The sequence below is a fragment of the Marmoricola sp. URHA0025 HA25 genome (assembly GCF_054059435.1).
Map to the genome: position 1 here is coordinate 1,052,878 of NZ_JBSSCD010000001.1, position 24,639 is coordinate 1,077,516.

Here is a 24,639-nt window from a genome sequence, read left to right on the forward strand (position 1 = left end):
ATGTGTCTCGCCACGCGTCAATCGGTCGGGATGGTGCGAAACGCCGCCTCGTACTCCTTGGCTCGCGATGGCTTCAACTCTCCGGACACGCGAAGCAAAGCGCCGTCGGCGACGTAGTCATACTCCGTGCCGAGCATCGGTGAACCGGCGAGGATGCCCTGGATGTAGTCCTTGCGCTTCTGGGCGTCCGCCTGAGTCGGGAACACCTCCACGGTGGCACCCCAGGCCACACCGGGCTCGGAGTCTGAAGTGTCGCCCTCCTTGTCAGTGAGGACGGCAGCGGAGGTGTATCCGCCAGGTCGGCCGATGAGGTTGTTTGAGTCGTTGTCCTCATTGATCACCGTCACGCGGCGGACGGCTTTGACCTGTTCCTTGAGGACCCGCGCTATCCCCGCCGCACTCATCTCCGAGATCGGAGTTGGAGTCGGAGTCGGCGACGCAGAGGCGGTGGAGGGCGCCGCTGTGACTGTCACCGTCGCGGTCGGTTCCGGTGTCCCGCTGTTCCCTTCTCCGCATGCCGTGAGCGTCAGCAGCGCTGCGCCTACCAAGATCCCGAGCCGTCCGTGCACGTCCTCGCCCTTCTCAGATTCTCGACCCTGCAGCCGGAACGCTCCCACAAGAAGCGGGCCCTTGACTTAGAAACCCGTCGAGTCACTGCGGGCAGCCTTGTGCAAGCACGACAGGTCTCGACTGATCGCTCGCTGGCGCTCGCTGCTCGACCAGCGTGGCTGGTCAGCCCAGTGCCTTGACCAGGTCGGCCGCCAGGCCGATGGTCCGGTCGGAGTCTCGCGTGGGCGTGAAGCCCAGCCGCACGACGACGAGCCGCTGCGAGGGCACGATGACCAGCCACTGGCCGTCGTGGCCTTCGGCGAAGTACGCGTCGGCGGGCAATGACGGGTACACGAGGGTGCCGTCGGGGCGGCGGTTCGTCCACCAGCCGGTCGCGTAGCCGTCCTCCTCGGTCTTCACGTCGACGGCCTTGGTGGTGTTCGCCATCCAGTTGATCGGGATCAGCTGCTTGTTGCTCCAGATGCCGTTCTGCAGGGCGAACTGGCCGATCGCGGCCCAGTCGCGCGGGGTCGCCCAGAGGTACGAGCTGCAGACCGGCGTACCGACGGCATCGGGCTCGAGTACGGCGCTCGCGAGGCCGAGCGGGGCGAACAGCTCCTGTCGGGGCAGGTTGGCTCCCTCGCCGGTGCGCTTCGCGAGGATGGAGCAGAGCAGGTTGATGCTGCCGCTGGAGTACTGCTGGTACGTGCCGGGTCGGTGCGCGAGCGGTCGGGAGGCGACGTACCGGCCCATGTCGCGCTCGAGGTAGAGCATCCGGGTGATCGGGGTGTTGAGCGCGTAGGTCTCGTCCCAGCTGAGGCCGCTGGTCATCTGGAGCAGCTCGCGGACGGTGATCTTCGCGCGGTCGTCGGTCCACTCGGGTCGGAGGTGGTCGTCGTCGAGGGTGACCTTGCCCTCGGCGACGAGGCGGCCGACGATCAGGCTGGTCACGCTCTTGGCCATCGACCAGCCGAGCTGCGGGGTGTCGGCGTCGAAGCCGCCGGCGTAGCGCTCGGCGACGAGCCGACCGCCTTTGACGACCAGGACCGCGCGGGTGCCCAGGTCCGTGCGGTCCTTGCTGGCCAGGTCTGTGCCGAAGGCCCGGTCGAGGGCCTTGTTGACGGCACCCGTGGGTGCTGCTGGGGTCTGTGCGTCCGCATACGGGTTGGCCTTGGCGCTGACCGAGATCGGCGTGCCGAGGTGTGGGCGCTTTTCCGCGAGTGTGCAGCCGAAGCCGGCGTCGTACCAGGCGCGCTGCTTGCCCAGGGCGCCGAGGATGCTCCCGCTCGCGGAGGCGCCCGAGACGTGGCTCTTCAGCAGCGGCCTGATCGGGTTCCCCGGCAGGTCCTGGCTCGGGTCGGCTCGGTGCGCGAGCAGGCGTACGGCGCACGCGTTGTGGGCGGCGTACCCCGTGCCGGTGACAAGCAGCGGTCGCTCGTAGAGGTAGCCGCCGACCAGCGCCGCGATCAGGACCGCGAGCGTGATCAGCACGATCTTCGAGGAGCGGCGCATGGGCGCACGGTACGCCGACGTGAGCACGCCTGGCCCGACACGACGGGACAAACCCTTGCCCCGTTGTCCCCTGTGCGCCGGGACACCGGGCCCGGCACTGTCTGGTCACCGCCGGCGGCGACGTGCCCCGGCCGAACAGACGAGGAAGATCAACATGTCCACTCACGTAGCCACCAGCAACCCGGTTCGCTCGGACGTCCGCTTCGAGGGCGACCGCCCCGTGACATCCACCCGCCCGAACAACTCGCGCCTCTGGGCCCTGAGCGGCCTCGGCGCCGGCATCCTCGGGGTCGCCACGATCGTGACCTCGTCGATGGTCGACGTCGTCTACCGCGACGAGTTCAAGGGGACCACCGACGGCGTCGCGAAGGCGCTCGAGGACAAGGCGGGCGTGATGTTCGCGTTCCACAGCATCACGACGATCGGCGCGATCCTCATGGTCGTGTTCGCGGCCGGCCTCTTCCGCCGGCTCCGCCGCGGGGCCGGTGACTCGATCGCCCCGACGGTCGCGTTCGCCGGCCTCCTCGGGACTGCGGTCGTGTCCGTCCTGGGCGCCGGCCTCGACACGGAGATCATGATGGCGCTGGCCACCGGGGACGAGAACACCGTGCCCGACTCCACCGCGTCGCTGTACAACAACTGGATCGGCACGATCCCGTGGGTCTGGGTCCTCGCGGGCCTGGCCGGCCTGGCGGTCTACGCCACCAGCCGGCTGAGCGTCGTGCCGCGCTGGATCGGCCGCGTCGGCCTGGTCATGGGTGGCCTGGCGATGCTGCTCGGCATCTCGCCGCTGGAGTACATGGCCGGTCCGGTCGCGGCTCTCTGGCTGGTCGTCACGTCGGTGGGCTTCCTGGTCGGGGACCGCGCGCACCGTTCCGCGAACGCCTGACCGAGGAACGAACTACGGTACGACGACCGATGAGCACCACCACCAAGCCCGAGGGCCCGGCATCGACGATGCCGGGCCTTCGGCGCGCCCCGCAGACGGCGCTCGTCGCTGCCTGGACGGTCGCACTGTCCAGCGCGCTGCTCACCGCCGCGTCGCTCGTGCTCGACGTCGCCGGACCGGCGGACGGGCCCGGCGTCGACCTGGCCGAGGGCTACGGCGCCACCTACACCGTCGCCGGGCTGGCGATCGCCCTCTGCGCCCTGGTGGTCGCGCGCCACGACCCGCGGCAACGCTTCGGCTGGGCACTGCTGCCGATCGCCGCGGTGTGGGCGCTCGACGGCTTCTCCCAGTCCTGGGTCCGGGTCGCCATCACCGCAGACGGCACGGAGACCGGGGCGAACCTGGCGTTGTGGTTCCTGAACCGCTTCGGCTCCGTGCTCCCGCTCAGCATCGCGGCGCTCCTCCTCATCTTCCCCACCGGCCGGTTCCTGGCGGGCTGGTTGGGCCGCCTGGGCATCGTCGCGCTCGGCGGCATGGTCGTGGCCGCCACGCTGGTGGTGCTCACTCCCGCGACCACGGCGCCCCAGGTCGCCGACCTCCCGCCCGGGGTCGACTTCAACTTCCTGACGCTCTCCCCGCTCGCCTCGGCCGACGCCCTCCGGCCGCTGAGCGGAGTGCTGACCATCGCGGGGTTCCTGATCGCGATGGTAAGCGCGGTGCTCCGGTACCGCCGATCCACGGCCGCGGACCGCGACCGGATGCGGTGGCTGGTCTGGGCGGTCGTCGTGATGGCGCTGACGCTCACCGCGGTCGGCGTCGCCGACCTGGGATCGGCGGTCGACGCGGTGATCGTCGTCGTCGCGGTGCTGCCGGTCGCGGCGATGACCGTCGGCGTGGTCCGGCCGACCGTCGTACCCGTCGAGGACCTGCTGGTCCGCACGCTCGTGCTCGGCGCCGTCACCCTGAGCCTGCTGGGTGTCGACCTGCTCGTCGTGGCGCTGCTCTCCGACGCGCTCGGCGGCCTCGACCAGCGCCAGCTGGTGACGGTCGTGCTGCTGGTCACGGCGCTCGCCTACGGACCCTTGCGGCAGCGCCTGTTCCGGTTGGTGCAGGGCTGGATCCTCGGCAGCCGCGGCAACCGGTACGACGTGATGGCCGGGCTGGCCGCCAACCTCGAGTCGATCGAGGACGGTCCTGCCCAGCTGGCCGCGGTCGCACGAGCCGTCGCCGACGCCTTCGGTGTCGGCTACGTGGCCGTCGAGGTCGACCGGCCCGGCGGGGAACGCCTGACCGCGACCTTCGGCGATCGGCCCGAAGAGGTGCGCACCCTGCCGATCACCTACCGCGAGAGCGAGGTCGGCCGTCTGGTCCTGCCGGTCCGCGGGCTGCGGAGCCGGCTGTCGCCTCGGGACGAGAAGCTGCTCGGCGACCTGGTCAGGCAGGCCGCGACCGCGGCCCGCACCAGCAGGCTCGCCGACGAGCTCCAGGCCAGCCGCGAGCGCCTGGTGAACACGCGCGAGGAGGAGCGCCGGCGCATCCGTCGCGACCTGCACGACGGCCTCGGCCCGGCGATGGCCGGCGTGGTGTACCAGCTGGAGACCGCCCGGCTGCTCGTGTCAGCTGATCCGGACGGCGCCACCGCGCAGATCGACTCGGTGCGCGACCACGTGCAGGCGATCGTCGCCGACGTACGCCGGCTCGTGCACGAGCTGCGACCCCCTGCGCTCGACGACCGCGGCCTCGTCGGCGCGCTCCGGCAGCTCGCGGAGACGCAGCCGCTGCCGGTCGAGGTGGAGGCCATCGACCTCGGTGCCCTACCTGCGGCGGTGGAGGTCGCGGCGTACCGGATCGTGGCCGAGTCACTGACCAACGTCGCTCGGCATGCCGAGGCTGACTCGGGGCGCGTGCGGCTCGAGCGCACCGCTTCCGACCTGGTGGTGGAGATCGCCGACGACGGCATCGGCATCGGCGGCGACGTCCAGGCTGGGGTCGGGCTGCTCTCGGTGCGGGAGCGAGCTGCCGAGCTCGGCGGTCGTGCCGACGTCAGCTGCCCACCGTCGGGCGGGACCCTCGTCAAGGCGGTGCTCCCACTGGGCACCACCGGGAAGGAAGAACAGTGAGCGACGTGGACAGCATCGGGGTGGTCGTGGTCGACGACCACGCGATCGTGCGGGACGGGCTGGTCGCGCTGCTCTCCGCGATGGACGGCACCCACGTGGTCGGGCAGGCGGCGGACGCGGCCGAGGCGCTCGCGCTGGTCGCCGCCGAGCTGCCCGACGTGGTGGTGATGGACATCCAGATGCCCGGCGACCTCGACGGCATCGAGGCGACCAGGCGGATCAGCGCCGAACACCCGGGAGTCCGCGTCGTGATGCTCACGATGAACGAGGACGACGACACCGTGGTCAGCGCGATCCGGGCCGGCGCCTCCGGCTACCTCCTGAAGGGCTCCGGCGCCAAGGAGGTGCTCGCCGCGGTCCGCGCAGCGCACGAGGGCGGGATGGTGTTCGGCGCGCGGCTCGCGGGGCGCGTGGCGGACTTCTTCCAGGCGCCGGCCGCCGCCGCGTCCGCGCCATCGGCCCTCGCCGACCTGACCGCTCGCGAGCACGAGGTCCTCGACCTGCTCGCCGCCGGCGCGAGCAACGACGCCATCGCGCGCAAGCTCTTCGTGTCGAACAAGACGGTGCGCAACACCGTCTCGGGGATCTACGCCAAGCTGCACGCCAACGGTCGGGCCGAGGCGATCGTGAAGGCGCGCGAGGCGGGCTTCGGGAAGGGCTGACGCCTCGCCTACGTCGCCAGCCGGGGCCGGGTTCCCCATCTGAGGCCTTGACCTGCGCAATCGTATGTGTGTACTATTGTGTCAGGTCCGGTGGTGATACTGATGGCTCAGGCCACGGACCTGGCTCGGAGAAGTCGTCCGGGTCGGCCTCTCACGGGCCGGCTGCCCATCACGCGTGAGAACGACATCGTTCGCTCGTGCGTATGTGTGGGAGGTGTGCCATGGCAGTGATGCCCGAGGCGTTCGGCCGTCATCCCGTGGTCGCCTGCGCCGAGCGCGTCGGCCACGAGCTGGACGAGATCGCCGCCGTGCCGGTGGAGTTCATGGGTGCCGACGAGAAGGCCGCGGCGCTGATCGCCCTCGGCGCTGCCGGTGCTCGGCTCGATGCGCTGAGGTTGCGGTTGCTCGCCTCGGCCGATGACGTCGCGGACCGTGCCAGTGCGCGGGATGCGGGAGCATGGCTGGCGCACGAGACCCGGGACGAGCGCCGTGAGCTGCAACGGGACCTGCAGGTGGGGGAGGCGCTGGCGCAGCGGTGGCACCGGGTCGGTGACGGGCTCGCCGGTGCGGCGCTGAACCTCAACCAGGCGCGGGTGATCACTCACGCGCTGGACCAGCTGCCCGAGGACGTACCTGCGGAGTTCGTAGACCGGGCGGAGGCGCAGCTCGTCGAGTACGCCGCGGAGTTCGGACCGCGCGAGCTTCGTGTGCTCGGCCGGCGGATCCTCGAGGTCGTGGCGCCCGACGTTGCCGAGGCCGCCGAGGCCAGGGCGCTCGCGGACGAGGAGCGCCGCGCCGCGGAGACGACGACATTGACATTCACTCCTTGCGGGGACGGGACGACCCGGCTCGCGGGGCGGCTTCCCGACGCGGCCGCGCACCGGTTGGTGACGTACCTGGATGCATTCACGTCGCCGCGACGGGTTGCGACAGGCTCGATCGCCGCCGATGGGCCGCTGCACCGCCGCCGGGGCGAGGCGCTCTGTGCGCTGCTCGAGCACCTCGACCCCAAGCGGCTGCCGGACCACGGCGGCGATGCCACCACGGTGATCGTGACCATGACCCTCGACCAGCTGCGCAGCAACCTGGCCACCGCGGGCGTGATCAGCAGTGACGACCAGCGGATCACCGCGGGGGAGGCTCGGCGACTCGCCTGCACGGCCGGGATCCTGCCGGCCGTCCTCGGCGGCAAGTCCGAGATCCTGGACCTGGGGCGCAGCAGCCGGCTCTTCAGCCCCGCGCAGCGCAAGGCACTCCGACTGCGCGACCGACGATGTCGGGCCAAGGGCTGCACGATTCCCGCCACCTGGTGCGAGGCACACCACCTGAGACCCTGGGCGCTGGGTGGGCGTACCGATCTCGATGACGGCATCCTGCTCTGCTCGTTCCACCACCACCGGGCGCACGACCCGTCGTGCGAGGCCGTTCGGGGGCCGGACGGGGATGTCCACTTCCCTCGGCGGGAGTGAGCGGGCACGTCACCAGGTCTCGACTGATCGCTCGTTCCTCGCTGCTCGACCACCCGGGGTTGGGTTCCTGCCCGACGTTGCGGGGTCTCGACTGATCGCTCGTTCCTCGCTGCTCGACCACCTGGGGTTGGGTTCCTGCCCGACGTTGCGGGGTCTCGACTGATCGCTCGCTGGCGCTCGCTGCTCGACCACCCGTGGTGGGGTCCGCTCGACCACCTGGGGTTGGGTCGCTACGGCCCCGCCTGGGTGCCTTCCAAAGAATTGTTCGGTCCGTGACAACCGTCTGACTCCGCCCACGCGTAAACAACGCGACAATCGGCTCACCTGAGATCACGGGACGGGGACGGCATGGACCAGCGCGAGTTCGACGAGCTCTATGCCAGCTCGTATGCGCGACTGGTCTCGCAGCTCTACGCCATGATCGGCAACCGCGACGAGGCGGAGGAGTGCGTCCAGGAGGCGTTCGCGCGTGCCTGGCAGCACCGCGGCAAGCTCGAGCGATCCGGACGGCCGGAGGCGTGGGTGCGGACGACCGCGTACCGGCTGGCCGTCAGCCGGTGGCGTCGGGTGCTGCTCGCCAGACGGACTCCGGATCGGGCGCTCACTCCCAGCGAGGTCACCGAGCCGTCGGACGAGCGGCTCGCCCTGGTCACCGCGCTGCGGCAGCTGCCCGAGGCACAGCGGCGCGCCGTGGTGCTGCACTACATCGCCGACCTGACCGTCGCGGACGTAGCGCGAGAGACGGGCCTCCATGACGGGACCGTCAAGGGATACCTGAGCCGCGGACGCGCCACGCTGGCCGGTCTGCTCGACCAGGCCGAGCTCGTGGATGGTCTCGAGGAGGGAGCACACAATGTCTGATCCGATGTTCCGGAGCTTCAGCCAGCCCCTCGAGGTCACTCCGCCCGACGCGAGCGAGGTGCGTCTGCGTGGCGAGCGGCGCGCGCGGCGTACGACGATCGCGACCGTGGTGGGCGCCGTCGTGCTCGTCCTGGCGGTGGTGGCGCCGGTCGCTGCCCTGACCAACGGCGACAAGAAGGCGACCCCGCCGATCCTGCCCTCGCCGTCGCAGACCCAGAAGGCCGACGGGGCCTGGGTCCGGAAGGTCCCGGACGGCTTCCCCCTCGGCGACGGTATTCCGATGCCCGGCGAGGCGTCGGCTGCGACGGAGCACGACAAGGGGTTGCCGCTCATGACGTGTCGTGACGGGCAGTCGTCCCTGGGCCAGTCGGCGGGCTGGGTGGATGTGGCTACCGCAACCAACCAGGGCGTGGTCGACCCTGCTGACGGGGTCGACTCACGACTGCTCGCCCTCTACGCGAGCGGGTCCGACGCGGAGCAGGCGCAGGCGCACATCGCGGCGATGTACGGGGAATGCACACCGGGCGCGCCTGGGGTGGGCCCCCAGGTTGCCCAGCGGATCGGAGACGGCGACGCGTGGGTCCTGACCGTGGCCGACTCGAGCTCGCCCGTCGCCCAGCTGGTCACCGTCGAGCGAGTGGGCAACGCACTCCTCGTGCAGCAGGATCTGTTGCGACCAGCGAACGTCCGCTCCTTCGAGGAGCAGCTCGCCGACGTCCGCGCCGGCCAGGCACAGGTGGTGGCGGCGATGTGCGTCTTCGCCGCGGAGCCTTGCACGGCCCCGCCGCCTGACGTGGCGACGCCGGACGCGCCCACGACGAGCTCGCCACCCGTGTCGCACGTCGACGAGATCCCGGCGGCCTTCCCGATCGACGTCGCGTACCAGGACCCGGGCAGTGAGGGTCAGGTGCATGCGCCGAGCGCGGAGGGCGACCCGGTCCTCCTTCAGCCGTGCGGGGTGGAGGCGTTCGCGGCCCCGTCGCAGGACCAGCTCTTCTTCCAGGTCACTGGTCCCGAGTACGCCGACACCCGCGAGCTGCGCACCTATCCCTCGGCCGACGACGCCGTCGCCCAGATGGAGCAGCTCCGCGCGGCGGTGGCCGACTGTCCTGACGGGACGACGTCGGATCCGGCGACCGCCACGATCTGGAGCGCGGAGTTTGTGGACACCGGCTACGACTCGTTCGCCGTGGCGCAGACCTACGAGCAGGGCCTCGGTGGTGGCGTCTGGGTCTTCACCCGGGTCGGTCGGTCGATCCTGGCGCTGGTCGAGGGCGGGGAGTTCTCCGCCGAGACGGCGCGGGTCAGGCTGCCGGCCGTGGCGAAGCGTGCGAAGCAGATCGCGCCGAGCATGTGCGTGTTCACCGAGGGCGGCTGCTGAAGGATCACTCGCGCTTGGCCCGGATCGCCTCGATGACGGCGATCATGTCCTCGGTGCCGTGGCCGTGGGCCTCCGCCTCGGCGAGCAGCTGAGCGCACACGTCGAGCAGTGGCATCGGGAAGTCGTCGCCCGCCGCTTCGAGGATCAGCCGGTTGTTGTAGAGGACGTCACTGATCGCCGCCTGCGGTGCGTGGTCGCCCTCGACGAGCTTGGCGACCTTGATCCGCGAGATGGGGCTCGACATCTGACCGGCGTCGACGATCGCGCGGAAGGTGGCCGGGTCGAGACCGCGCTGCTGGGCGAAGTGGAAGGACTCGGCCAGGGCGGTGATCATGCCGATCAGGTAGACGTTCACCGCCAGCTTCATCTCCGTGGCTCTCGGTACGTCGCCGCAGCGGAAGGTCGCCGCCGTCATCGGGCCGAGCAGAGGCTCGACCGCTCCGACTGCGTCGGCGTCTCCGGCAAGCATCGCGACCAGCTCGCCGCGCTGCGCAGGCACGCGGGAGCCCGAGACGGGCGCCTCGACGTACCGGCCGCCGCACGCGAGGACCTGGTCCCGGAGTCCGCCGGCGTAGTCCGGGGAGATGGTCCCCATGTTCACGAGGGTCTTGCCGGCGACCGGTACGGCGAAGCCGTCGGCGCTCCGGCCGAGGACTTCGTCGGTCGCAGGCCCGTCGGTGAGCATGAGGATCACGACGTCGCAGCGCTCGAAGAGGTCGGCCGCGGACATGGCAGGGGTGGCGCCGCGGGCTGCGAGCAGGTCGAGCTTGGCGGGGGAGCGGGTCCAGACGGTCAGCGGGGTGCCGGCGTCGACGAGCCGGCCGGCCATCGGTTCGCCCATCCGGCCGAGGCCCACGAATCCGAGTCGTACGTCGCCGTCCATGTCGCCTCCCCGGCGTGGCTGTCTGCCGACATTCGATCCGACGCGTAGTGATCTGTCGCGGGCCATTCCGGAGGAAGTGGCCTGCTCGGCGACGCTTCCGGCGGCGAAGGTGAGTCACTCGTCGCAGTGGAAAATGATCTGGCGTGCGTGGGTAGGTTCGACGCCATGGAGTACACACGACTTGGGAACTCGGGACTGAAGGTCAGCCGGATCGCCCTCGGCTGCATGAGCTTCGGGGACTCGTCTCGGGGACGCGCCCCCGAATGGGTCCTCGACGACGACGGCGCCGAGCCGATCTTCCGGCAGGCGATCGAGCTCGGCATCAACTTCTGGGACACCGCGAACATGTACTCGTCCGGCACCTCTGAGGAGATCGTCGGCCGGGCGCTGCGCAAGTACACCAAGCGCGAGGACATCGTGCTGGCCACCAAGGTGTTCTTCCCCGCGCACGACGGGCCGGGCGGATCGGGCCTGTCCCGCAAGGCGATCCTCGAGCAGATCGACGCGTCGCTGGCCCGGCTCGGTGTCGAGTATGTCGACCTCTACCAGATCCACCGCTTCGACCGGGAGACGCCGGTCGAGGAGACGATGGAGGCGCTGCACGACGTGGTGAAGGCCGGGAAGGCCCGCTACATCGGGGCGTCCTCGATGTGGGCGTGGCAGTTCGCGAAGATGCAGCATGCGGCCGACGTACACGGGTGGACTCGGTTCATCTCGATGCAGAACCAGTACAGCCTGCTGCAGCGCGAGGAGGAGCGCGAGATGTTCGGCCTGCTCGCCGACCAGGGTGTCGGCAGCATCCCGTGGAGCCCGCTCGCCAAGGGCCGGCTCGCGCGGCCGTGGGGCACCGAGACGAAGCGCACCGAGACCGACGCGATGGGCAAGAGGTACGTCGGCGAGGAGAACGAGCCGATCGTCAACGCCGTGCAGAAGGTCGCCGAGGAGCGCGGGATCTCGATGGCGCAGGTCGCCCTCGCGTGGGTGATGAACAACCCGTCGGTGTCCGCGCCGATCGTGGGGCCGACGAAGGAGCCGCACCTCGCCGATGCGGCTGCGGCCGTCGAGGTGAAGCTCACCGCCGACGAGGTGGCGGCGCTCGAGGCGCCGTACACGCCGCGGCTGCCGAGTGGCTACGAGTGAGTCGCGTCCTCGGCTGACCTCCGTCGGTCAGGGGGTGCTGGCCTGCTCGTCCCACATGTACTGGGCGTACCAGGCCGGCCACTCGGGGTCTGCCTCCCCGATCTCCTCCTCGTGCTTGCCGTGGGCTGCCGCGGCGCGCTCGAGGGCGTGCATGACCTCCTCGACCGAGCGGTACGTCGTCACGCCGTCGACCCGGCCGGGAAGGCGGGTGGTGACCTCCTGGAGGATCCAGCCGTTGCCGTCCGGGTCGCTGAAGGAGGCGAACGAGCCGTAGCTGGCGCCGTCGGGGGCCGGTCCGGAGACGCGGCCGGCCGTGCCGCCGTGGTGGAAGACGCCACCCTCGTCGTGGAAGACCTCGCTGACCTCGACCCCGGCGTCGACGAGCTCCGCGCGCGCCGCCGCGATGTCGGTCACGACCAGCTGGAGGTCACGCACGGACCCTGCCTCCGCTGTCGTCACGTTGGTGCCGAAGATGACCGAGGCCGGTGAGCCGGGAGGCGTCACCTGGACGACGCGGAAGTCGGCGCTGGTGGCGAAGTCGGCGTCGAGCCGCCACCCCAGACCCTTGTAGAAGTCCTTGGCGCGATCGACGTCGCTGACGGGGATCACGACGACCTCGAGCTTCATGTCCACCATTGCGTTGCTCCTGCCCGGATCGGTGCTCGGCGGCCGGCCGCCGCTGCTCATGTCGACACTCTGCTCGCCGGAGGGGTCTGGGCACCAGACGCTCGGTGGTTGAGCCTGTCGAAACCTCGCCGGGTCTCGTCTGATCGCTCGCTGGCGCTCGCTGCTCGACCAGCTGTGGCGGGGGTGCCCACCGCGGTGGTTGAGGCTGCTCGACCGGCTGTGGCTGGGTCGGGTTGTGCCTGGGAAATGACTTGACCGGAAAAGTACGATCGTGCGATTCTTCCGGCGTGAGCAAGGGTCAGGAGACGAAGAGCGCGATCCTCGACGAGGCCGTCGGGATCGCGTCCGAGGTCGGGTTCACCGGGCTGACCATCGGGCAGCTCGCGGAGCGCACCGGGATGAGCAAGAGCGGGCTGTTCGCGCACTTCAGGTCCAAGGAGAGCCTCCAGCTCGAGACGCTCGCGCGCGGTCGCGAGCGGCTGACCGACCTGGTCGTGCGGCCGGCGCTGGCGACGCCGCGCGGCGTGGCGCGGGTGCGGGCGCTGTTCGACCTCTGGCTCGTCTGGGCGACCGAGGTGCTCGAGGGCGGCTGCCTCTTCGTCACCGGCTCCATCGAGTACGACGACCAGCCCGGCCCGATGCGCGACGCGCTCGTGCAGGGCGAGCGCGACTGGACGGAGTTCATCGTCACGGTTGCAGGCACGGCGGTCAGCGAGGGCGACTTCCGGGCCGACCTCGACACCGAGCAGTTCGCGTTCAACGTCCAGGCGCTGATGTACGGCTACCACCACGCCTCGCGGCTGATGAAGGATCCGAAGGCGCTCGACCGCACCCGGATCGCCTTCGACCAATTGCTCGCCGCCAGTGCGGCGTGAGCGAACCCGATCAACACCTCCCACGTAGACAGACCAGAGATCCCCCGAGGCAGGAGACAACGGCCATGGCAGCGTTCGATAAAAGCACGATCGTTCGTTTCAGGAACGACGCCGCGAAGGCGTTCTTCCGGTACGGCGAGCACGTGGTCCCTGCGTGGACCGGACACGTCGCCCGGAGGCTCTGGTTCGCCGCCCCGCCGCGGATGGCCGACCTGCCGGTGCCGGCGGGTGGCGAGCCGTTCGAGGTGCTCGCGCAGGGACACGTCGTGCGTGGGCTCGTGTGGGGGATTTCGACAAGCTCAACCACCGGAGACGGCTCAACCACCGGCGACACCATCTACCTGGTCCACGGGTGGGGCGGACGCGGCGCGCAGTTCGGGGCGCTCGTCGAGCCGCTGGTCGAGGCCGGCCATCGCGTCGTGATGTTCGACGCGCCGGCGCACGGTGACTCCGACCACGGGCCGGCCGGTCCGGGCACCACGAACGGCGTCGAGTTCGCCAAGGCGCTGGATGCGGTGTTCTGCGAGTTCGGTCCGGCCGAGGCGGTGATCGCGCACTCGATGGGCACCATCTCGACGTACCTGGCGATCCGGCACGGCTGGTTCGGTGCCGGCCGGTTCGTCTTCGTCGCGCCGATGGTGGAGTTCGACGGGCTGCTCGACCAGTTCCAGCAGGCCCTCGACTTCGGACCGCGGACGCGCCGCGTGCTCGAGCGCGAGGTCGAGGAGTTCGTGGGCGTGGCCGTGGCCGACTTCGACGCGCGCGTCCAGGCCCGTCACGTCGAGCCGCGGCCGACGCTGATCATCAGCGACCGGGGCGACCGGCAGACGCCGTACTCCGACGTCGTCGACTTCGCGCAGGCCATCAACGCACCGTTGATCACCACCGAGGGCCTGGGCCACCGCAAGGTGCTGCGCGATCCCGAGGTGGTGCAGACGATCGTCGAGTACGTCGGTGGTGCCGGCGAGCGAGCAGCCTCGGCCTGAACTCGGTCGGCAGGCGATCGGGGCGGGCCGCTACGCCCGCAGCAGCCCGTCGAGCGCGCGACCGACGACCTCTCGACGGGTACGTCCGTCGTGGTCGGCAAGCACGAGGCCGTTGCCGACGAAGAGCGTGAACGCCAGGAAGCTGCGCGCCTCGGCCTCGTCGTCGCTCAGGCCGAGGCCCCGGAAGAGGGTGCGCATGTACCGCATCCGCTTGCTGTCGACCCGACGCAGCCGCCGGGCGACGAAGGTCTCTCGGCGCGCCCACTCGCGGATCGCGAGCTCGAGGGCCGGCCCGGTCCTGGTCCGGGCGAACTGGTTCGCGAGCTCGAAGAGCCGGCGCAGCCGGTCGCCCGGCTCGGTCGCCGCGCTGTCGACGTCGGTGATGACGTCGTCGACCAGGTCGCGCTCCCACTCGTCGAGGACCCGCTGGAGCAGCGCACCGCGATCCGCGAAGTGCCAGTAGAAGCCGCCCTTCGTGACACCGAGGCGAGCCGCGAGCACCTCGACGCGCACGGCGTCCGGTCCGGCCGCCGCGAGGAGCGCGGAAGCCTCCCGGACCCACGCTTCCGGGGGTGTCGTCTGGCGAGCCATGGCCCGACTCTATACGCCACCGTATTGACGTGTCGCAACTGCAGGTCTACGGTCGAACATACGGAACCGTATGGAAGGGGTCAGGGATGACCGCGAGCAGGATCGACGTACCGGAAGCGCTGGCGGCCGGTGTCGACTACGGCGACTGCTTCACGGTCGCCGCGGTCTCCGGCGCATCCGCCGGCGCGTGGGCGCACGCCACGCTGCGAGGCGCGGAGGGCCCGTTCAGCCGGGTCGTGTGGCAGGGGATCCTCGGCTTCGAGCTGGTGGCCCCGGGAGCTGCCGGCACCTTGGTCGGCTGGGCCATCGCGCAGGACTCTCCCGAACGGTTCGTGATGGAGGCGGACGGACGCCTGATGGCCGGCCGGATGGTCTTCGACGTCGACGATTCCGAGGTCAGGTGGACGACCTCGTTGCGATTCCACGGGAGGATCGGCTCTGCCGTCTGGGCGGGCGTGGGCTTCGCCCACCGGTGGCTGGCGCCGCGGACGCTGGAGGGCGGCCGGAGACGACTGCTGCGGTCGACGGACCTGCCTTCATAGCCGGAGGTCAGGGGTCCCGATTCTGTCCTCGCCGTGTGGTGTGATCGGCGCGTGACCGAGGACGCCGACTACTCCCGGGTGCGGCCGCTGAGCGCGTACCCGGCGAAGCGGTGCCCGGTCCGGCTCCAGTACGACCTGCTGCCGCCGCCGGGCACGGTCCCGGTCGAGCCGCCGGTGACCCAGCAGGAGCGGATGGCGCAGGGGCGCGAGTTCGAGCAGGCGATGATCGAGCAGCTCGCCGCACTGCACCCCGACGCCGTCGTCATCCCCGACAATTGGCGTGCCGTGGAGCCGACGGTCGAGGCGATGCGGGCCGGGGTGCCGCTGATCCTCGGCGGCCGCCTGCCCGACGACCTCGAGGGGCGCCGGACCGGCAAGCCCGACCTCCTCGTCCGCGTCGACGGGGGCTACCTGCCCGGCGACGTGAAGCTGCACGGCATCACCGAGAAGGCCGGCGCCACGTCCGAGCCGGCGCGCTGGTCCGCGCTGGCCGAGCCCTGGCCGACGGCCGCTTCGGCCGACGCCGGGCTGCGGCTCAAGCCCGACCGCGAGCACGACGACGCGCTGCAGCTGGCGCACTACTGGCGGATGCTCGAGCACCACGGGTTCGCCGCACCCGGTCCGCCGCGCGGGGTGGTCCTCGACCGGCGTCAGCTGCTGTGGTGGATCGACCTCGACGTGCCCCGGCGCACGGTGTGGTGGCTGGACGAGCCGGCGACCTGGCTGGAGGTCTACGACCACGAGTTCGCGTTCCGTCGTGACGTCGCGCGGCACACCCAGGCACGCATCGACGGCGAGGACCTGCCGCCCAAGGTCGTGCCCGTGTGGATCTCGGAGTGCCACGGCTGCTCCTGGCGCGACGTCTGCCACGCGCAGCTGACCGCCGACGACCACGTGTCACTGCTCGCGGGCTCGACCTGGGACCGGTACGTCGAGCACCGGCGCCGTGGCGTCCTGACCCGGCAGGCGATGGCCGGGCTCGACGTGGCGACGGCAGTCGCGGTCGACGAGCTCACCGAGGCGATGTGGCGCAAGCTCGAGGCTGCCGAGCCGGATGCCCCGATCGCCGACGTGCTCGACAAGCGGCCCGGCGTTGTCGAGGCGATGGGAGCCGCGACGTGTCGTGAGTTCGTCGCCCGACTCGACGAGGCGACGGCGTCGTACCGGACGGCGAAGGCGATCAGGCTGGCGCCGACGATCGACGAGGCGCGGGTCGTGGTCGCCGGACGGCCGCACCGCCGGCGCGGCGCCGGACCGCTGGGCCTGCCGACGGCGGCGGTCGAGCTCGACGTCGACCTCGAGTCCGACCCCGAGTCGCGCAGCTACCTGTGGGGCGTGCTGCCCACCGTCGTCGGCGGGCTGGGGGAGTACGTCGCTCTCGACTCCTACGACGAGCTCACCGACGAGGTCGAGGCGGACGTCCTGCTGCGCTTCCTCGACCACCTGGCCGGGCGACGGGCCGAGGCGGCGTTGCTCGGTGGCGCGCTGCGGGTCTACCACTGGACCGCGGCCGAGCTCACGGTGATGCGCCGAATCGTCACCAAGGCGGCGCTGCCCGGCTTGCCGGGCAAGGACGAGCTCGAGGCGATGATCGCGGCCGAGTGGGTCGACCTCGCGACGGTCTTCCGGGGTGCGGTGCTGACCGGTGCCGGCAACGGCCTCAAGGTGGTCGCGACCGGGATCGGGTTCAGCTGGGACGTCGACGACCCCGGTGGCGACTTCTCGATGCTGCAGCACGCCGCGGCCGTCGGCGGCGACGCGGAGGCCGTGGCGTGGCTGCGGTCCTACAACCGCAGCGACGTGCTCGCCACCTACGAGGTGCGGCGGTGGCTGCGGGAGCACTACGAGGAGCTGCCGCGGATCGAGGACTGGGTGGCGCCGGGTCTCGTCTGATCGCTCGTTCCTCGCTGCTCGACCACCTGTGGTTCGGTCTGCTCGACGACCCGGGCTGGGGCTGCTCGACGGTCCCTGCGGATGGCATCCTGCTGCGCATGACCTCTCCCAGGATCCCCCGCGACAAGGACGACGACTACGCGCCGCGAGTGGGTCGAGGCGCACGACGTGTACGGCCGCAACCGGCCCTGAGCAGCCCTTGACGGCCGTCGACCCGGCCCCCGCGAGCGGGAGCCGGGCCGGCGAAACAGCCTCGGTCAGCGGATCCGGAACAGGTTGCCCGGTCCGAAGACCGGCCCGGTGACCTCCAGGACGCGCCCGACGCGGTCGACGTCGCCGGGCTGGATCAGCTTGCCCTTCGCGAGCTCCCTGATCACGTGGTGCGCGCGCACCTTGAACAGGCCGCCTTCGGTGGAGCCGGGTGCGCCGAGCTCCATCTGCAGCCAGCTCATCTTCGACAGCTCCAGGGCGTAGAGCCGCCCGTTCGGCGCGGGCGCGAGGTCCACGATCGAGGTGAGCCCGTCGAGGTACCGCTTGCAGTGGCCCGCCTGCGGGTGCTCGGGGTCGCAGACGGCGTTGTGCGAGCCGGGCTTGATCCGCCAGATCTCCGAGGTGCCCGGGGTGGCCGGGAAGCCGCGGAGCTCACCGACGTACCAGAACCCGTCGCTGCCGACGGTCACCGACGTGGCCACGGCCTCCGCGGGAAGCGGTGTGCCGGCGGGGGGCAGCGGGTCGCCGCTCTCCGGGTCGACGCCGGGCAGGCCGTTCGGGGTGATCACCGTGCGCGGCTTGAGCACCGCGACCGTGCGGACGTGACCGCTGCCGGAGACCCGCAGCAGGTCGTTGCCGGCCGCGTCCGCGACGAGCACGCCGTGCTTCAGCGCGACGACGCCGTACGGGTCGCTGTCGCTGGGGTTGTCCTCGAGGTCGTAGGGGTCGTGGTCCGTCGTCTGGTACGCCGCGATGTCGGCGACCACCTTCGGCGCGGTGAAGCCGCTCCTCCACTTGTACAGCGTCGCGCCACCCGTGCCGGGATCGCTTGCAGCCGTGAGGATCCAGAGGGTGTGGTGCCGTCCGAGCGCGACGGCCGGAGCGATGAACGTGCCGGGCACGTGGGTGACGGTGGTGACCGTCGCCGGCATGCCGGCACGCTTCACGACCCGGCTGATCGTGCCGTCGGCCTGGCCGACGAACGACTTGTGCTTGTTGACGACAGCGAGCCCGCGTGGGCCGGTGAGGTTGCTCGTGACGGTGACGAGTCGGCTCGACTGGGCCGCACGGCCGTTGTGGGAGGCGGCACCAGGCCCCGCGCTGGCGGGAAGGACCCCGCCGAACATGAGGGCTGAGGCGCCGGCGACGGCTATCAGGGCTTTGGCTCTGCTGGGCAACATGAAGGTTCCTCCGTGGCGTTGAGTGTGACCTGAACCACATTCGCACCGGAGGTGGGGGAGCACTAGTGGGACTTACGAGGCGCTGCGGTCCGTATCTCCCGCGACAGATCAGGCGAAATCGGGCCGCTCCTTGGCCAGGAAGGCACGCACGCCCTCGGCGAAGTCCGGGCCCGAGTAGACCTCCGCGAGCAGGGCGGCGTCGAAGTCCGGCTCCGCCTCGAGCAGCCGGGCCCGATGGGTCAGCTGGGCCTTCGTCGCGCGGATCGTGACCGCCGAGGCCTGGAGCAGCCCGCGGACCAGGTGCTCGAGCTCGGCGTCGAGATCGTCCACGACCGACATCACCGCTCCGGCGGCGTACGCCCGGTCGGAGGTGGTCAGGCGCGCGGTCAGCAGCATCTCCCGCGTCAGGGACTCCCCGAAGATCGCGGCGCAGCGGTAGACGATCGAGGCGGACAGTGCGTTGCCGAGCGTGCGCGCGATCGGGTAGCCGAACCGCGAGTGCGGGGTGCAGATCCGCAGGTCGCAGTGGGTCGCGACCGCGAGCCCGCCGCCGACACAGGCGCCGTCGACCGCGGCCACCGTCACCTGGGGCAACTCGAAGAGCGCGACGAGCAGCTCGCGGATGCTCTCCTCGTAGGCCACGGCGTCGCGGTCGAGGAAGTCGGAGATCTCGTTGCCCGCGGCGAACGCGTGGCCACCGGCCCCGCGCAGCACGAGGACGCGGACCGAGTCGTCGACGCGCAGCTCCTCGCACAGCTCGCGCATGCCGGCGTACATCGCGGCGGTGAAGGCGTTGCGCCGCCCGGGTCGGTTGAACACGACCTCGACGACGCCGTCGCGACGATCGACCTGCAGCTCCTCGGTGGTCACGGGCAGAGCCTAGGGACCGGGCGCGCCGCCCGTCGGTCCGGGTCGCCCGCGACTCCGTGGTGGGATGGGTCCATGACCGTCCCGACCGAGGGCAACGCCCTCCTCGCCGTGCTCATCGACGCCGACAACGCCGACTCCTCGATCATCGACGGCCTCCTGGCCGAGGTGTCGACGCTCGGCGTGGCCAGCGTGAAGAGGATCTACGGCGACTGGACGAACACCCGGCTGAACAAGTGGAAGGACACGCTGCTCGCGCACTCGATCCAGCCGATCCAGCAGTTCGCGTACACCACCGGCAAGAACGCGACCGACAGCGCGATGATCATCGACGCGATGGACCTGCTGCACGCCGGCGAGTTCGACGGGTTCTGCCTGGTGTCGAGCGACAGCGACTTCACCCGGCTCGCGTCGCGGCTGCGCGAGTCGGGCAAGCGCGTGTACGGCTTCGGTGAGCGCAAGACCCCTGAGGCGTTCGTGAAGGCGTGCGACCAGTTCATCTACAACGAGATCTTCCGGTCGGCGCCGGTCAGTGACGACGACTCCCGGACGCGCGTGCCGGGCGGCGACCTGCGCCAGGACCGTGCGCTGCTGTCCCTCATCCGCTCGGCGATCAACGCCGCGTCCGACGACAACGGTCGCGCGCCGCTGGGGCAGGTCGGCAACATCATCCTCAAGCAGCGGCCGGACTTCGACCCGCGCAACTACGGCTACGCCAAGCTCAGCGGGCTGATCGACGCGATCGGCCTCTTCACCGTCTCCCGGCAGGAGGGAGCGGTGCTGATCTCCGACACGAAGCCGGACAGCAAGTCCGAGAGCAAGTCCGGCGGCAAGGGCGAGGCCAAGTCTCCGGCGAAGAAGTCGTCGCGTCGGCCGGCGAAGAAGGCCGCATCGGCGTCGTGACCATCCTGATCGACCCGCCCTCGGTGCCGTCGCGGGGCCGGATGTGGTCCCACCTCGCGTCGGACAGCTCCTACGACGAGCTGCACGAGTTCGCCCGCGGGCTGGGCGTGCCGGAGCGCGGGTTCGACGGGGACCACTACGACGTACCGGCCGAGCACTACGACGCGATGGTCGCCGCCGGTGCGGTGCCGGTGCGCAGTCGTGAGCTGGTGGCCCGGCTGGTCAGGGCCGGGCTCCGGGTGCGGAAGACGCCGGGTCGCTGAGCTGCCCGATCTCCCGGGCGAGGTTCTCCCGCGCCCGAGGCTCCCAGTGCTCGCGCGCGTACGCCGTGCGGAAGAGCGCCTCCCGCGAGGCGAGGTCCTGCAGGACGGCCAGGCGGCCGGCCCTGAAGTCCGCGTCGGAGTAGGCGGCGTACTCGCGGCGTACGCCGGCGGCGTACTCGTCGTAACGCTCCGGGGCCGCGGCCAGGATCGCCAGGTCTGCGTCGCAGAGCGCCTCCCCACGGTGGTCGCCCGGCTCCGGGTCGTGGTGCTCGGTCAGCCGCACCAGCCGCGCGACCTCGGCCACATCGACCCCGATGCCGTCGACCCCGATGCCGTCGACCCCGATGCCGTTGACCCCGATGCCGGCGACCCCGATGCCGGCGAGCTCGCTCTCGGCGAGCCGGGCGGATCGCTCCTCGGCCTCCGGTGCGCCGTCGTACACCGCGTCGTGGAACCACGCGGCCAGGACCAGCTCGACGTCGTCGGACTGGCCGAGCTCGTCGAGCCGGATCAGCACCTCGGTCAGGTGGCGCAGGTCGTGGTAGCCGCGTCCCGTCGAGTAGGCCGCGATCAGGCCCTCCTCGAGGTCGAGGCGGTCCGGCAGCGGCCAGTTCAGCGAGGGCTCGGGCACGAGCGCCATGGTATTCACGCGCTTCCGGGCGGTCGCCCGGCTAGCTCAGCTCCCCAGCCGTTGCCCGGACCAGGTAGGACGTCACGTCCTCGAGCCGGCCGGTCCTGGCGAGCACGGCACGCTGGCGGACGTCGCCGGTGCCGCGGCTGAAGATGCGCTGCACACCCTTGGCGACCGCCGCCTCGTCGCCGTAGTCGCACAGCGCGGCGGCGACGTGGTCGACCAGTGCGTCCACCACCTCGCGGGCCGGCCGCGGCCGCGCGGTGACCGGGTCGAGTAGCTGGTCGGAGATGCCGTAGCGGCCCGCCTGCCAGTCCGCGAGCCGGAGGATCGAGGTCGACCACGAGGGTGCCGGCTCGCCGCCGGCGTACTCCCGCGCGGCGGTCTCGACCAGCCCGCGGCACAGGGCCGCCAGCAGCACGGCGTCGTCGACGTCGGCACACACGTCGGCGACCCGGATCTCGATCGTGGAGTAGTGGTGCGAGGGCCGGGCGTCGGTGTAGATCATCGCGGCGTCGAGAGGCACGCCGGATCCGAGCAGCTCGGCCTGGTGTCGCACATAGGCCTCGAGCGAGCCGAGGAGCTCCGGCGGTCCTGAGGTGGGCCAGCGCTGCTGGACCTGGGAACGGTAGCTGGCGTAGCCCGAGTCCGCGCCGGCCCAGAACGGCGAGTTGGTGGTCAGTGCGAGCAGCGGCGACAGCCAGGCGCGGATCCGGTCGAGCACGCCGACCGCCTCGTCGAGCGACTCCACCGCGACGTGCACGTGGCAGCCGCAGACGAGCTGCTCGCGGGTGGTCAGGCCGAAGCGCTCGGCCATCTGCGCGTAGCGCGTGGTCGGCACCAGCCGGGGCATCGCCGGCACCGGCGACGTGCCGCTGGCGACCACCTGGGCGTCGAACTCCGCCGCCCGGCAAGCCGCCAGGCCGCGCCAGCGGCGCAGGTCGGCGGCCAGCTGGTCCAGGTCCGCTTCCGGCTTCGTGTAGGTCTCCAGCTGCTCCTGCTGCAGCTCGTGGACCATCGCGCCGTGCTCGAGGTCGCCGTAGTGGACCTCACCGTGCTCGGCCGCGACCTCGAGCACCTGCGACGCCACCGCGCGCGGGTGGCCGGTGCGCGCGTCGACGAGGATCAGCTCCTCCTCGACGCCGACCGTCCGCATGGCACCCAGTACCCCGGCGCGACCCTCGCGACACCGGCGGGCGGCCCTTGCTCGCGGACCGGCGCTTGCGGGAGGCTCGGTGCGGGGAGGCCCGCAACCAGGAGGACAGCCACGTGTGCCGACTGCTCGGCTACGTCGCGGCGCGGCCGACCTCGGTCCTCGACGTGCTGGGTGAGGACGGGCTCGACCGGTTCACCGCCCTCACCGCGGTGCACGGGGACGGCTGGGGGATGGCCTGGCGCGCGGAGGACGAGACCATCCAGACGGTGTCGGTCGCCGACTCGGCGAGCGCCGACGCGTCGTACCGCTCGCTGAGCCGTACGCCGCTCGGCCGGGCCGGCATCGTGCACCTGCGCTGGGCCAGCGAGGGGCTCGCGGTCGTCCCGGAGAACACCCATCCGTTCGTGGAGACCGACCCGCTCCTCGGCACGGTCGCCTTCGCCCACAACGGGCAGATCGATCCGATCGACCGGCTCGAGTCCCTGCTCGGCGGCGACTCGCGCGCGCGGCTGCGCGGGACCACCGACAGCGAGCGGTACTTCCGGCTCCTGCTCGAGTGCGTGGCCAAGGAGCAGGACCTCGAAGCCGGGGTGAACCGTGCCCTGGGGGTCCTCGTCGAGCAGTTCCCGACCTCCAGCCTCAACGCCTTGATGCTCACCCCGCGGGCGATGGTGGCCGTGCACGTCAACAGCGCGGCTGCGTCTCCCCAGCGACGACTCCGCGCCCTGTTCGACAGCGAGGAGGACATCCCGGCGCGGCACACGACGGAGTACTTCGCGATGGACTACCGCGAGCAGGCCGACGCCGTGCACGTGATCTCCAGCGGGCTCGACGAGACCGGCTGGACACCCGTGCCGGTGGACAGCGCGTCGATCATCGACCTCGAGACCCGCCGGATCACCACGCTTCCGGTCCCCTCCTAGGGTGGCCGACATGACACGCACGACGATCATCGGCGGGCACGGCAAGGTCGCGCTGCGGCTGACCAGGCTGCTGACCGCGACCGGGCACGACGTGACCTCCTGGGTGCGCAACCCCGATCACGTCGCCGACGTCGAGGCCGCGGGCGCGACCGCGCTGGTCGCGGACGCCGAGCGGCTCGACGTCGAGGAGATGGCGGCCCGGCTCGCCGCTCACGACGCGGTCGTGTGGTCGGCGGGTGCCGGCGGCGGCGATCCGGCGCGCACGTACGCCGTCGACCGCGACGCGGCGATCCGGTCGATGGCCGCGGCCGAGGCGGCTGAGGTGCCGCGCTTCGTGATGGTGTCGTACTTCTACGACCGGCCCGAGCACGGCGTCCCGCCCGACAGCACGTTCTTCCCGTACGCCGAGGCGAAGGCCGCCGCCGACGACCACCTGCGCGCCACCTCGCTGGCGTGGACGATCCTGGGGCCGAGCCGGTTGACCGACGAGCCCGGCATCGGGCGGATCGAGACGGGCCCCGGCGTTCGACCGCGATCGGTGAGCCGTGACGACGTCGCCGAGGTCGTCTCCCAGGTGCTCGAGACGCCGTCGACCGTGCACCGGACGATCGACTTCAACAGCGGCTCGACGCCGATCGTCGACGCGCTGTAGCGGTTCGCCGTCACCGTCGAGCTGTCGGGATTGTCCGGCTCACGCCGGGGTACCCAGCGTCGTACCGGTGACCGAGGCCGGCGACGGAGGAGGGTACTCATGGACGGCTCGACCGTGATCTGGATCATCGTGGCGATCATCGTGGTGCTGGTGGTGATCGCGGCGGCGGTGGCGCTGAGCAGGCGTGCCTCGGCACGCAAGGCCGGACGTCAGCGCGAACGCGCGAGTGAGCTGCGCGAGCAGGCAGGCGCGACCCAGCAGGGGATCCGGCGGCACCAGGCCGAGATCGACGCCGCAGAGGCCCATGCGCGCGAGATGAGGGCCGAGGCCGACCGCAAGCAGGCGGAGGCCAAGCGCCTCGAGTCAGAGCTGGGCGACAAGAAGTCCACGCTGCACGAGCACGTGCAGCGGCGCGACGAGGTGCTCGCCGAGGCCGACGAGATCGATCCGGACGTCGATCGCGATGCCGGGGTCGACGCCTCGAGCGACCAGGGTGCGTCGGGGCAGCACCGCGGCTGACCGCCTCCTGCGGCAGACTGGCGCGATGAGCCGGAACCTGCTCTCGTGGCGCTCGGAGGACTCGATCCTGTCGATCGGCTGCCGGGGATCGATCCTCTCGATCGGCAGCGTCGGCTCCGTCCTCTCGATCGGCTCGATCGGCTCGCTCGCCTCGGCCTTCGCGGTCGGGTCGTTCGCCAGCGCGGGCTCCGCGCTGTCCGGGCTCTCGGCCGGCTCGCTGCTGTCCTGGCGCAGCCGTGGCGGCGTGCTCGCGGGCCCGGCCACCACGCCCGAGGACCCGCCCCACCCGGCCTGACCGGACGGCGGCGGCCCATGACTAGGTCGGGCTATCGACGTATGTCCTATTTGTCCCGT

The 24,639-nt window shown here is 71.3% G+C and carries 26 protein-coding genes; 17 read left to right on the top strand and 9 right to left on the bottom strand.

Going from position 1 to position 24,639, the window contains the following annotated elements:
* Window positions 1-17: 17 nt before the first annotated feature.
* Together ACVW00_RS05075 and ACVW00_RS05080 are read right to left on the bottom strand one after the other, a co-directional pair.
* The gene (locus tag ACVW00_RS05075) at window positions 18-404 is read right to left on the bottom strand and encodes a hypothetical protein (RefSeq protein WP_457109815.1); all 387 of its coding nucleotides are present in this window, start codon (window positions 402-404) and stop codon (window positions 18-20) included.
* Between the two features lie 328 nt (window positions 405-732).
* The gene (locus ACVW00_RS05080) at window positions 733-2,061 is read right to left on the bottom strand and encodes a serine hydrolase domain-containing protein (protein ID WP_457109816.1); all 1,329 of its coding nucleotides are present in this window, start codon (window positions 2,059-2,061) and stop codon (window positions 733-735) included.
* Between the two features lie 154 nt (window positions 2,062-2,215).
* Between ACVW00_RS05080 and ACVW00_RS05085 the strand changes: the two genes are divergently transcribed.
* The 6 genes from ACVW00_RS05085 (at window position 2,216) to ACVW00_RS05110 (ending at window position 9,443) form a co-directional block, all read left to right on the top strand.
* Window positions 2,216-2,950 carry a hypothetical protein gene (locus tag ACVW00_RS05085; protein WP_457109817.1) on the top strand — a complete coding sequence of 245 codons (735 nt, stop codon included), beginning with the start codon at window positions 2,216-2,218 and terminating at the stop codon, window positions 2,948-2,950.
* Window positions 2,951-2,979: 29 nt separating this feature from the next.
* Window positions 2,980-5,070 (top strand): histidine kinase, encoded by a 2,091-nt coding sequence (locus ACVW00_RS05090; protein ID WP_457109818.1) that lies wholly within the window; start codon window positions 2,980-2,982, stop codon window positions 5,068-5,070.
* Window positions 5,067-5,732, top strand: a complete 666-nt coding sequence (locus tag ACVW00_RS05095) for a response regulator (RefSeq protein WP_457109819.1) — start codon at window positions 5,067-5,069, stop codon at window positions 5,730-5,732. The genes ACVW00_RS05090 and ACVW00_RS05095 overlap by 4 nt, the downstream gene beginning before the upstream one ends.
* A 221-nt stretch (window positions 5,733-5,953) precedes the next feature.
* Window positions 5,954-7,201 carry a DUF222 domain-containing protein gene (locus ACVW00_RS05100; protein ID WP_457109820.1) on the top strand — a complete coding sequence of 416 codons (1,248 nt, stop codon included), beginning with the start codon at window positions 5,954-5,956 and terminating at the stop codon, window positions 7,199-7,201.
* Window positions 7,202-7,549: 348 nt separating this feature from the next.
* Window positions 7,550-8,062: an RNA polymerase sigma factor gene (locus ACVW00_RS05105; RefSeq protein WP_457109821.1), complete on the top strand. Its 513-nt coding sequence runs from the start codon at window positions 7,550-7,552 to the stop codon at window positions 8,060-8,062.
* A complete protein-coding gene (locus ACVW00_RS05110) occupies window positions 8,055-9,443 on the top strand; it encodes a hypothetical protein (protein ID WP_457109822.1) in 1,389 nt (462 codons plus the stop codon). The genes ACVW00_RS05105 and ACVW00_RS05110 overlap by 8 nt, the downstream gene beginning before the upstream one ends.
* 4 nt (window positions 9,444-9,447) lie before the next feature.
* On the opposite strand, the gene ACVW00_RS05115 is transcribed toward ACVW00_RS05110, so the two are convergent.
* Window positions 9,448-10,392, bottom strand: a complete 945-nt coding sequence (locus tag ACVW00_RS05115; protein WP_457109823.1) for an NAD(P)-dependent oxidoreductase — start codon at window positions 10,390-10,392, stop codon at window positions 9,448-9,450.
* Window positions 10,393-10,491: 99 nt separating this feature from the next.
* Here ACVW00_RS05115 and ACVW00_RS05120 point away from each other — a divergent pair, with 99 nt between their 5' ends.
* Window positions 10,492-11,466, top strand: coding sequence for an aldo/keto reductase (locus ACVW00_RS05120; protein ID WP_457109824.1), 975 nt, complete (start codon window positions 10,492-10,494; stop codon window positions 11,464-11,466).
* A gap of 27 nt (window positions 11,467-11,493) precedes the next feature.
* Here ACVW00_RS05120 and ACVW00_RS05125 read toward each other — a convergent pair whose 3' ends face one another.
* Window positions 11,494-12,153 (bottom strand): VOC family protein, encoded by a 660-nt coding sequence (locus tag ACVW00_RS05125; protein WP_457109825.1) that lies wholly within the window; start codon window positions 12,151-12,153, stop codon window positions 11,494-11,496.
* Between the two features lie 227 nt (window positions 12,154-12,380).
* Between ACVW00_RS05125 and ACVW00_RS05130 the strand changes: the two genes are divergently transcribed.
* Window positions 12,381-12,968, top strand: coding sequence for a TetR/AcrR family transcriptional regulator (locus ACVW00_RS05130; RefSeq protein ID WP_457109826.1), 588 nt, complete (start codon window positions 12,381-12,383; stop codon window positions 12,966-12,968).
* Window positions 12,969-13,033: 65 nt separating this feature from the next.
* Window positions 13,034-13,954, top strand: coding sequence for an alpha/beta fold hydrolase (locus ACVW00_RS05135; RefSeq protein ID WP_457109827.1), 921 nt, complete (start codon window positions 13,034-13,036; stop codon window positions 13,952-13,954).
* A gap of 30 nt (window positions 13,955-13,984) precedes the next feature.
* Here ACVW00_RS05135 and ACVW00_RS05140 read toward each other — a convergent pair whose 3' ends face one another.
* Window positions 13,985-14,545 carry a TetR/AcrR family transcriptional regulator gene (locus ACVW00_RS05140; RefSeq protein ID WP_457109828.1) on the bottom strand — a complete coding sequence of 187 codons (561 nt, stop codon included), beginning with the start codon at window positions 14,543-14,545 and terminating at the stop codon, window positions 13,985-13,987.
* Window positions 14,546-14,631: 86 nt separating this feature from the next.
* Between ACVW00_RS05140 and ACVW00_RS05145 the strand changes: the two genes are divergently transcribed.
* Together ACVW00_RS05145 and ACVW00_RS05150 are read left to right on the top strand one after the other, a co-directional pair.
* Complete coding sequence (locus tag ACVW00_RS05145) at window positions 14,632-15,087, top strand: hypothetical protein (protein ID WP_457109829.1); 456 nt, start codon at window positions 14,632-14,634, stop codon at window positions 15,085-15,087.
* A gap of 51 nt (window positions 15,088-15,138) precedes the next feature.
* The gene (locus ACVW00_RS05150; RefSeq protein ID WP_457109830.1) at window positions 15,139-16,980 is read left to right on the top strand and encodes a ribonuclease H-like domain-containing protein; all 1,842 of its coding nucleotides are present in this window, start codon (window positions 15,139-15,141) and stop codon (window positions 16,978-16,980) included.
* A 257-nt stretch (window positions 16,981-17,237) separates the two neighbouring features.
* Here ACVW00_RS05150 and ACVW00_RS05155 read toward each other — a convergent pair whose 3' ends face one another.
* Both ACVW00_RS05155 and ACVW00_RS05160 read right to left on the bottom strand, forming a co-directional pair.
* Window positions 17,238-18,371, bottom strand: a complete 1,134-nt coding sequence (locus ACVW00_RS05155; protein ID WP_457109831.1) for a ScyD/ScyE family protein — start codon at window positions 18,369-18,371, stop codon at window positions 17,238-17,240.
* A 108-nt stretch (window positions 18,372-18,479) separates the two neighbouring features.
* Window positions 18,480-19,241, bottom strand: a complete 762-nt coding sequence (locus ACVW00_RS05160; protein WP_457109832.1) for an enoyl-CoA hydratase-related protein — start codon at window positions 19,239-19,241, stop codon at window positions 18,480-18,482.
* Between the two features lie 72 nt (window positions 19,242-19,313).
* Between ACVW00_RS05160 and ACVW00_RS05165 the strand changes: the two genes are divergently transcribed.
* Both ACVW00_RS05165 and ACVW00_RS05170 read left to right on the top strand, forming a co-directional pair.
* On the top strand, window positions 19,314-20,141 hold the full coding sequence (locus tag ACVW00_RS05165) for an NYN domain-containing protein (protein ID WP_457109833.1): 828 nt from the start codon (window positions 19,314-19,316) through the stop codon (window positions 20,139-20,141).
* Window positions 20,138-20,404 carry a DUF4031 domain-containing protein gene (locus tag ACVW00_RS05170; RefSeq protein ID WP_457109834.1) on the top strand — a complete coding sequence of 89 codons (267 nt, stop codon included), beginning with the start codon at window positions 20,138-20,140 and terminating at the stop codon, window positions 20,402-20,404. The genes ACVW00_RS05165 and ACVW00_RS05170 overlap by 4 nt, the downstream gene beginning before the upstream one ends.
* On the opposite strand, the gene ACVW00_RS05175 is transcribed toward ACVW00_RS05170, so the two are convergent.
* Window positions 20,364-21,035 (bottom strand): HD domain-containing protein, encoded by a 672-nt coding sequence (locus ACVW00_RS05175; RefSeq protein WP_457109835.1) that lies wholly within the window; start codon window positions 21,033-21,035, stop codon window positions 20,364-20,366. The genes ACVW00_RS05170 and ACVW00_RS05175 overlap by 41 nt on opposite strands.
* 40 nt (window positions 21,036-21,075) lie before the next feature.
* Window positions 21,076-22,191, bottom strand: a complete 1,116-nt coding sequence (locus tag ACVW00_RS05180) for a carboxylate-amine ligase (protein ID WP_457109836.1) — start codon at window positions 22,189-22,191, stop codon at window positions 21,076-21,078.
* A gap of 113 nt (window positions 22,192-22,304) precedes the next feature.
* Here ACVW00_RS05180 and ACVW00_RS05185 point away from each other — a divergent pair, with 113 nt between their 5' ends.
* The 4 genes from ACVW00_RS05185 to ACVW00_RS05200 all read left to right on the top strand — a co-directional run bounded on the left by ACVW00_RS05185 (window position 22,305) and on the right by ACVW00_RS05200 (window position 24,580).
* The gene (locus ACVW00_RS05185; RefSeq protein ID WP_457109837.1) at window positions 22,305-23,114 is read left to right on the top strand and encodes a class II glutamine amidotransferase; all 810 of its coding nucleotides are present in this window, start codon (window positions 22,305-22,307) and stop codon (window positions 23,112-23,114) included.
* Between the two features lie 10 nt (window positions 23,115-23,124).
* Window positions 23,125-23,766 (top strand): SDR family oxidoreductase, encoded by a 642-nt coding sequence (locus tag ACVW00_RS05190; RefSeq protein ID WP_457109838.1) that lies wholly within the window; start codon window positions 23,125-23,127, stop codon window positions 23,764-23,766.
* 99 nt (window positions 23,767-23,865) lie between these two features.
* Complete coding sequence (locus ACVW00_RS05195; RefSeq protein WP_457109839.1) at window positions 23,866-24,285, top strand: hypothetical protein; 420 nt, start codon at window positions 23,866-23,868, stop codon at window positions 24,283-24,285.
* 25 nt (window positions 24,286-24,310) lie between these two features.
* Entirely contained in the window at window positions 24,311-24,580 is a 270-nt protein-coding gene (locus ACVW00_RS05200) for a hypothetical protein (RefSeq protein ID WP_457109840.1), read from the top strand.
* The last annotated feature ends 59 nt before the right edge of the window (window positions 24,581-24,639 follow it).

What these genes read in the sequence shown, in the direction of transcription:
- ACVW00_RS05075 (WP_457109815.1), bottom strand. Translation starts at nt 404, where the DNA reads ATGAGTGCGGCGGGGATAGCGCGGGTCCTCAAGGAACAGGTCAAAGCC.
- ACVW00_RS05080 (WP_457109816.1), bottom strand. Translation starts at nt 2,061, where the DNA reads ATGCGCCGCTCCTCGAAGATCGTGCTGATCACGCTCGCGGTCCTGATC.
- ACVW00_RS05085 (WP_457109817.1), top strand. Translation starts at nt 2,216, where the DNA reads ATGTCCACTCACGTAGCCACCAGCAACCCGGTTCGCTCGGACGTCCGC.
- ACVW00_RS05090 (WP_457109818.1), top strand. Translation starts at nt 2,980, where the DNA reads ATGAGCACCACCACCAAGCCCGAGGGCCCGGCATCGACGATGCCGGGC.
- ACVW00_RS05100 (WP_457109820.1), top strand. Translation starts at nt 5,954, where the DNA reads ATGGCAGTGATGCCCGAGGCGTTCGGCCGTCATCCCGTGGTCGCCTGC.
- ACVW00_RS05105 (WP_457109821.1), top strand. Translation starts at nt 7,550, where the DNA reads ATGGACCAGCGCGAGTTCGACGAGCTCTATGCCAGCTCGTATGCGCGA.
- ACVW00_RS05110 (WP_457109822.1), top strand. Translation starts at nt 8,055, where the DNA reads ATGTCTGATCCGATGTTCCGGAGCTTCAGCCAGCCCCTCGAGGTCACT.
- ACVW00_RS05115 (WP_457109823.1), bottom strand. Translation starts at nt 10,392, where the DNA reads ATGGCCCGCGACAGATCACTACGCGTCGGATCGAATGTCGGCAGACAG.
- ACVW00_RS05120 (WP_457109824.1), top strand. Translation starts at nt 10,492, where the DNA reads ATGGAGTACACACGACTTGGGAACTCGGGACTGAAGGTCAGCCGGATC.
- ACVW00_RS05125 (WP_457109825.1), bottom strand. Translation starts at nt 12,153, where the DNA reads ATGAGCAGCGGCGGCCGGCCGCCGAGCACCGATCCGGGCAGGAGCAAC.
- ACVW00_RS05135 (WP_457109827.1), top strand. Translation starts at nt 13,034, where the DNA reads ATGGCAGCGTTCGATAAAAGCACGATCGTTCGTTTCAGGAACGACGCC.
- ACVW00_RS05140 (WP_457109828.1), bottom strand. Translation starts at nt 14,545, where the DNA reads ATGGCTCGCCAGACGACACCCCCGGAAGCGTGGGTCCGGGAGGCTTCC.
- ACVW00_RS05145 (WP_457109829.1), top strand. Translation starts at nt 14,632, where the DNA reads ATGACCGCGAGCAGGATCGACGTACCGGAAGCGCTGGCGGCCGGTGTC.
- ACVW00_RS05155 (WP_457109831.1), bottom strand. Translation starts at nt 18,371, where the DNA reads ATGTTGCCCAGCAGAGCCAAAGCCCTGATAGCCGTCGCCGGCGCCTCA.
- ACVW00_RS05165 (WP_457109833.1), top strand. Translation starts at nt 19,314, where the DNA reads ATGACCGTCCCGACCGAGGGCAACGCCCTCCTCGCCGTGCTCATCGAC.
- ACVW00_RS05180 (WP_457109836.1), bottom strand. Translation starts at nt 22,191, where the DNA reads ATGCGGACGGTCGGCGTCGAGGAGGAGCTGATCCTCGTCGACGCGCGC.
- ACVW00_RS05190 (WP_457109838.1), top strand. Translation starts at nt 23,125, where the DNA reads ATGACACGCACGACGATCATCGGCGGGCACGGCAAGGTCGCGCTGCGG.
- ACVW00_RS05195 (WP_457109839.1), top strand. Translation starts at nt 23,866, where the DNA reads ATGGACGGCTCGACCGTGATCTGGATCATCGTGGCGATCATCGTGGTG.
- ACVW00_RS05200 (WP_457109840.1), top strand. Translation starts at nt 24,311, where the DNA reads ATGAGCCGGAACCTGCTCTCGTGGCGCTCGGAGGACTCGATCCTGTCG.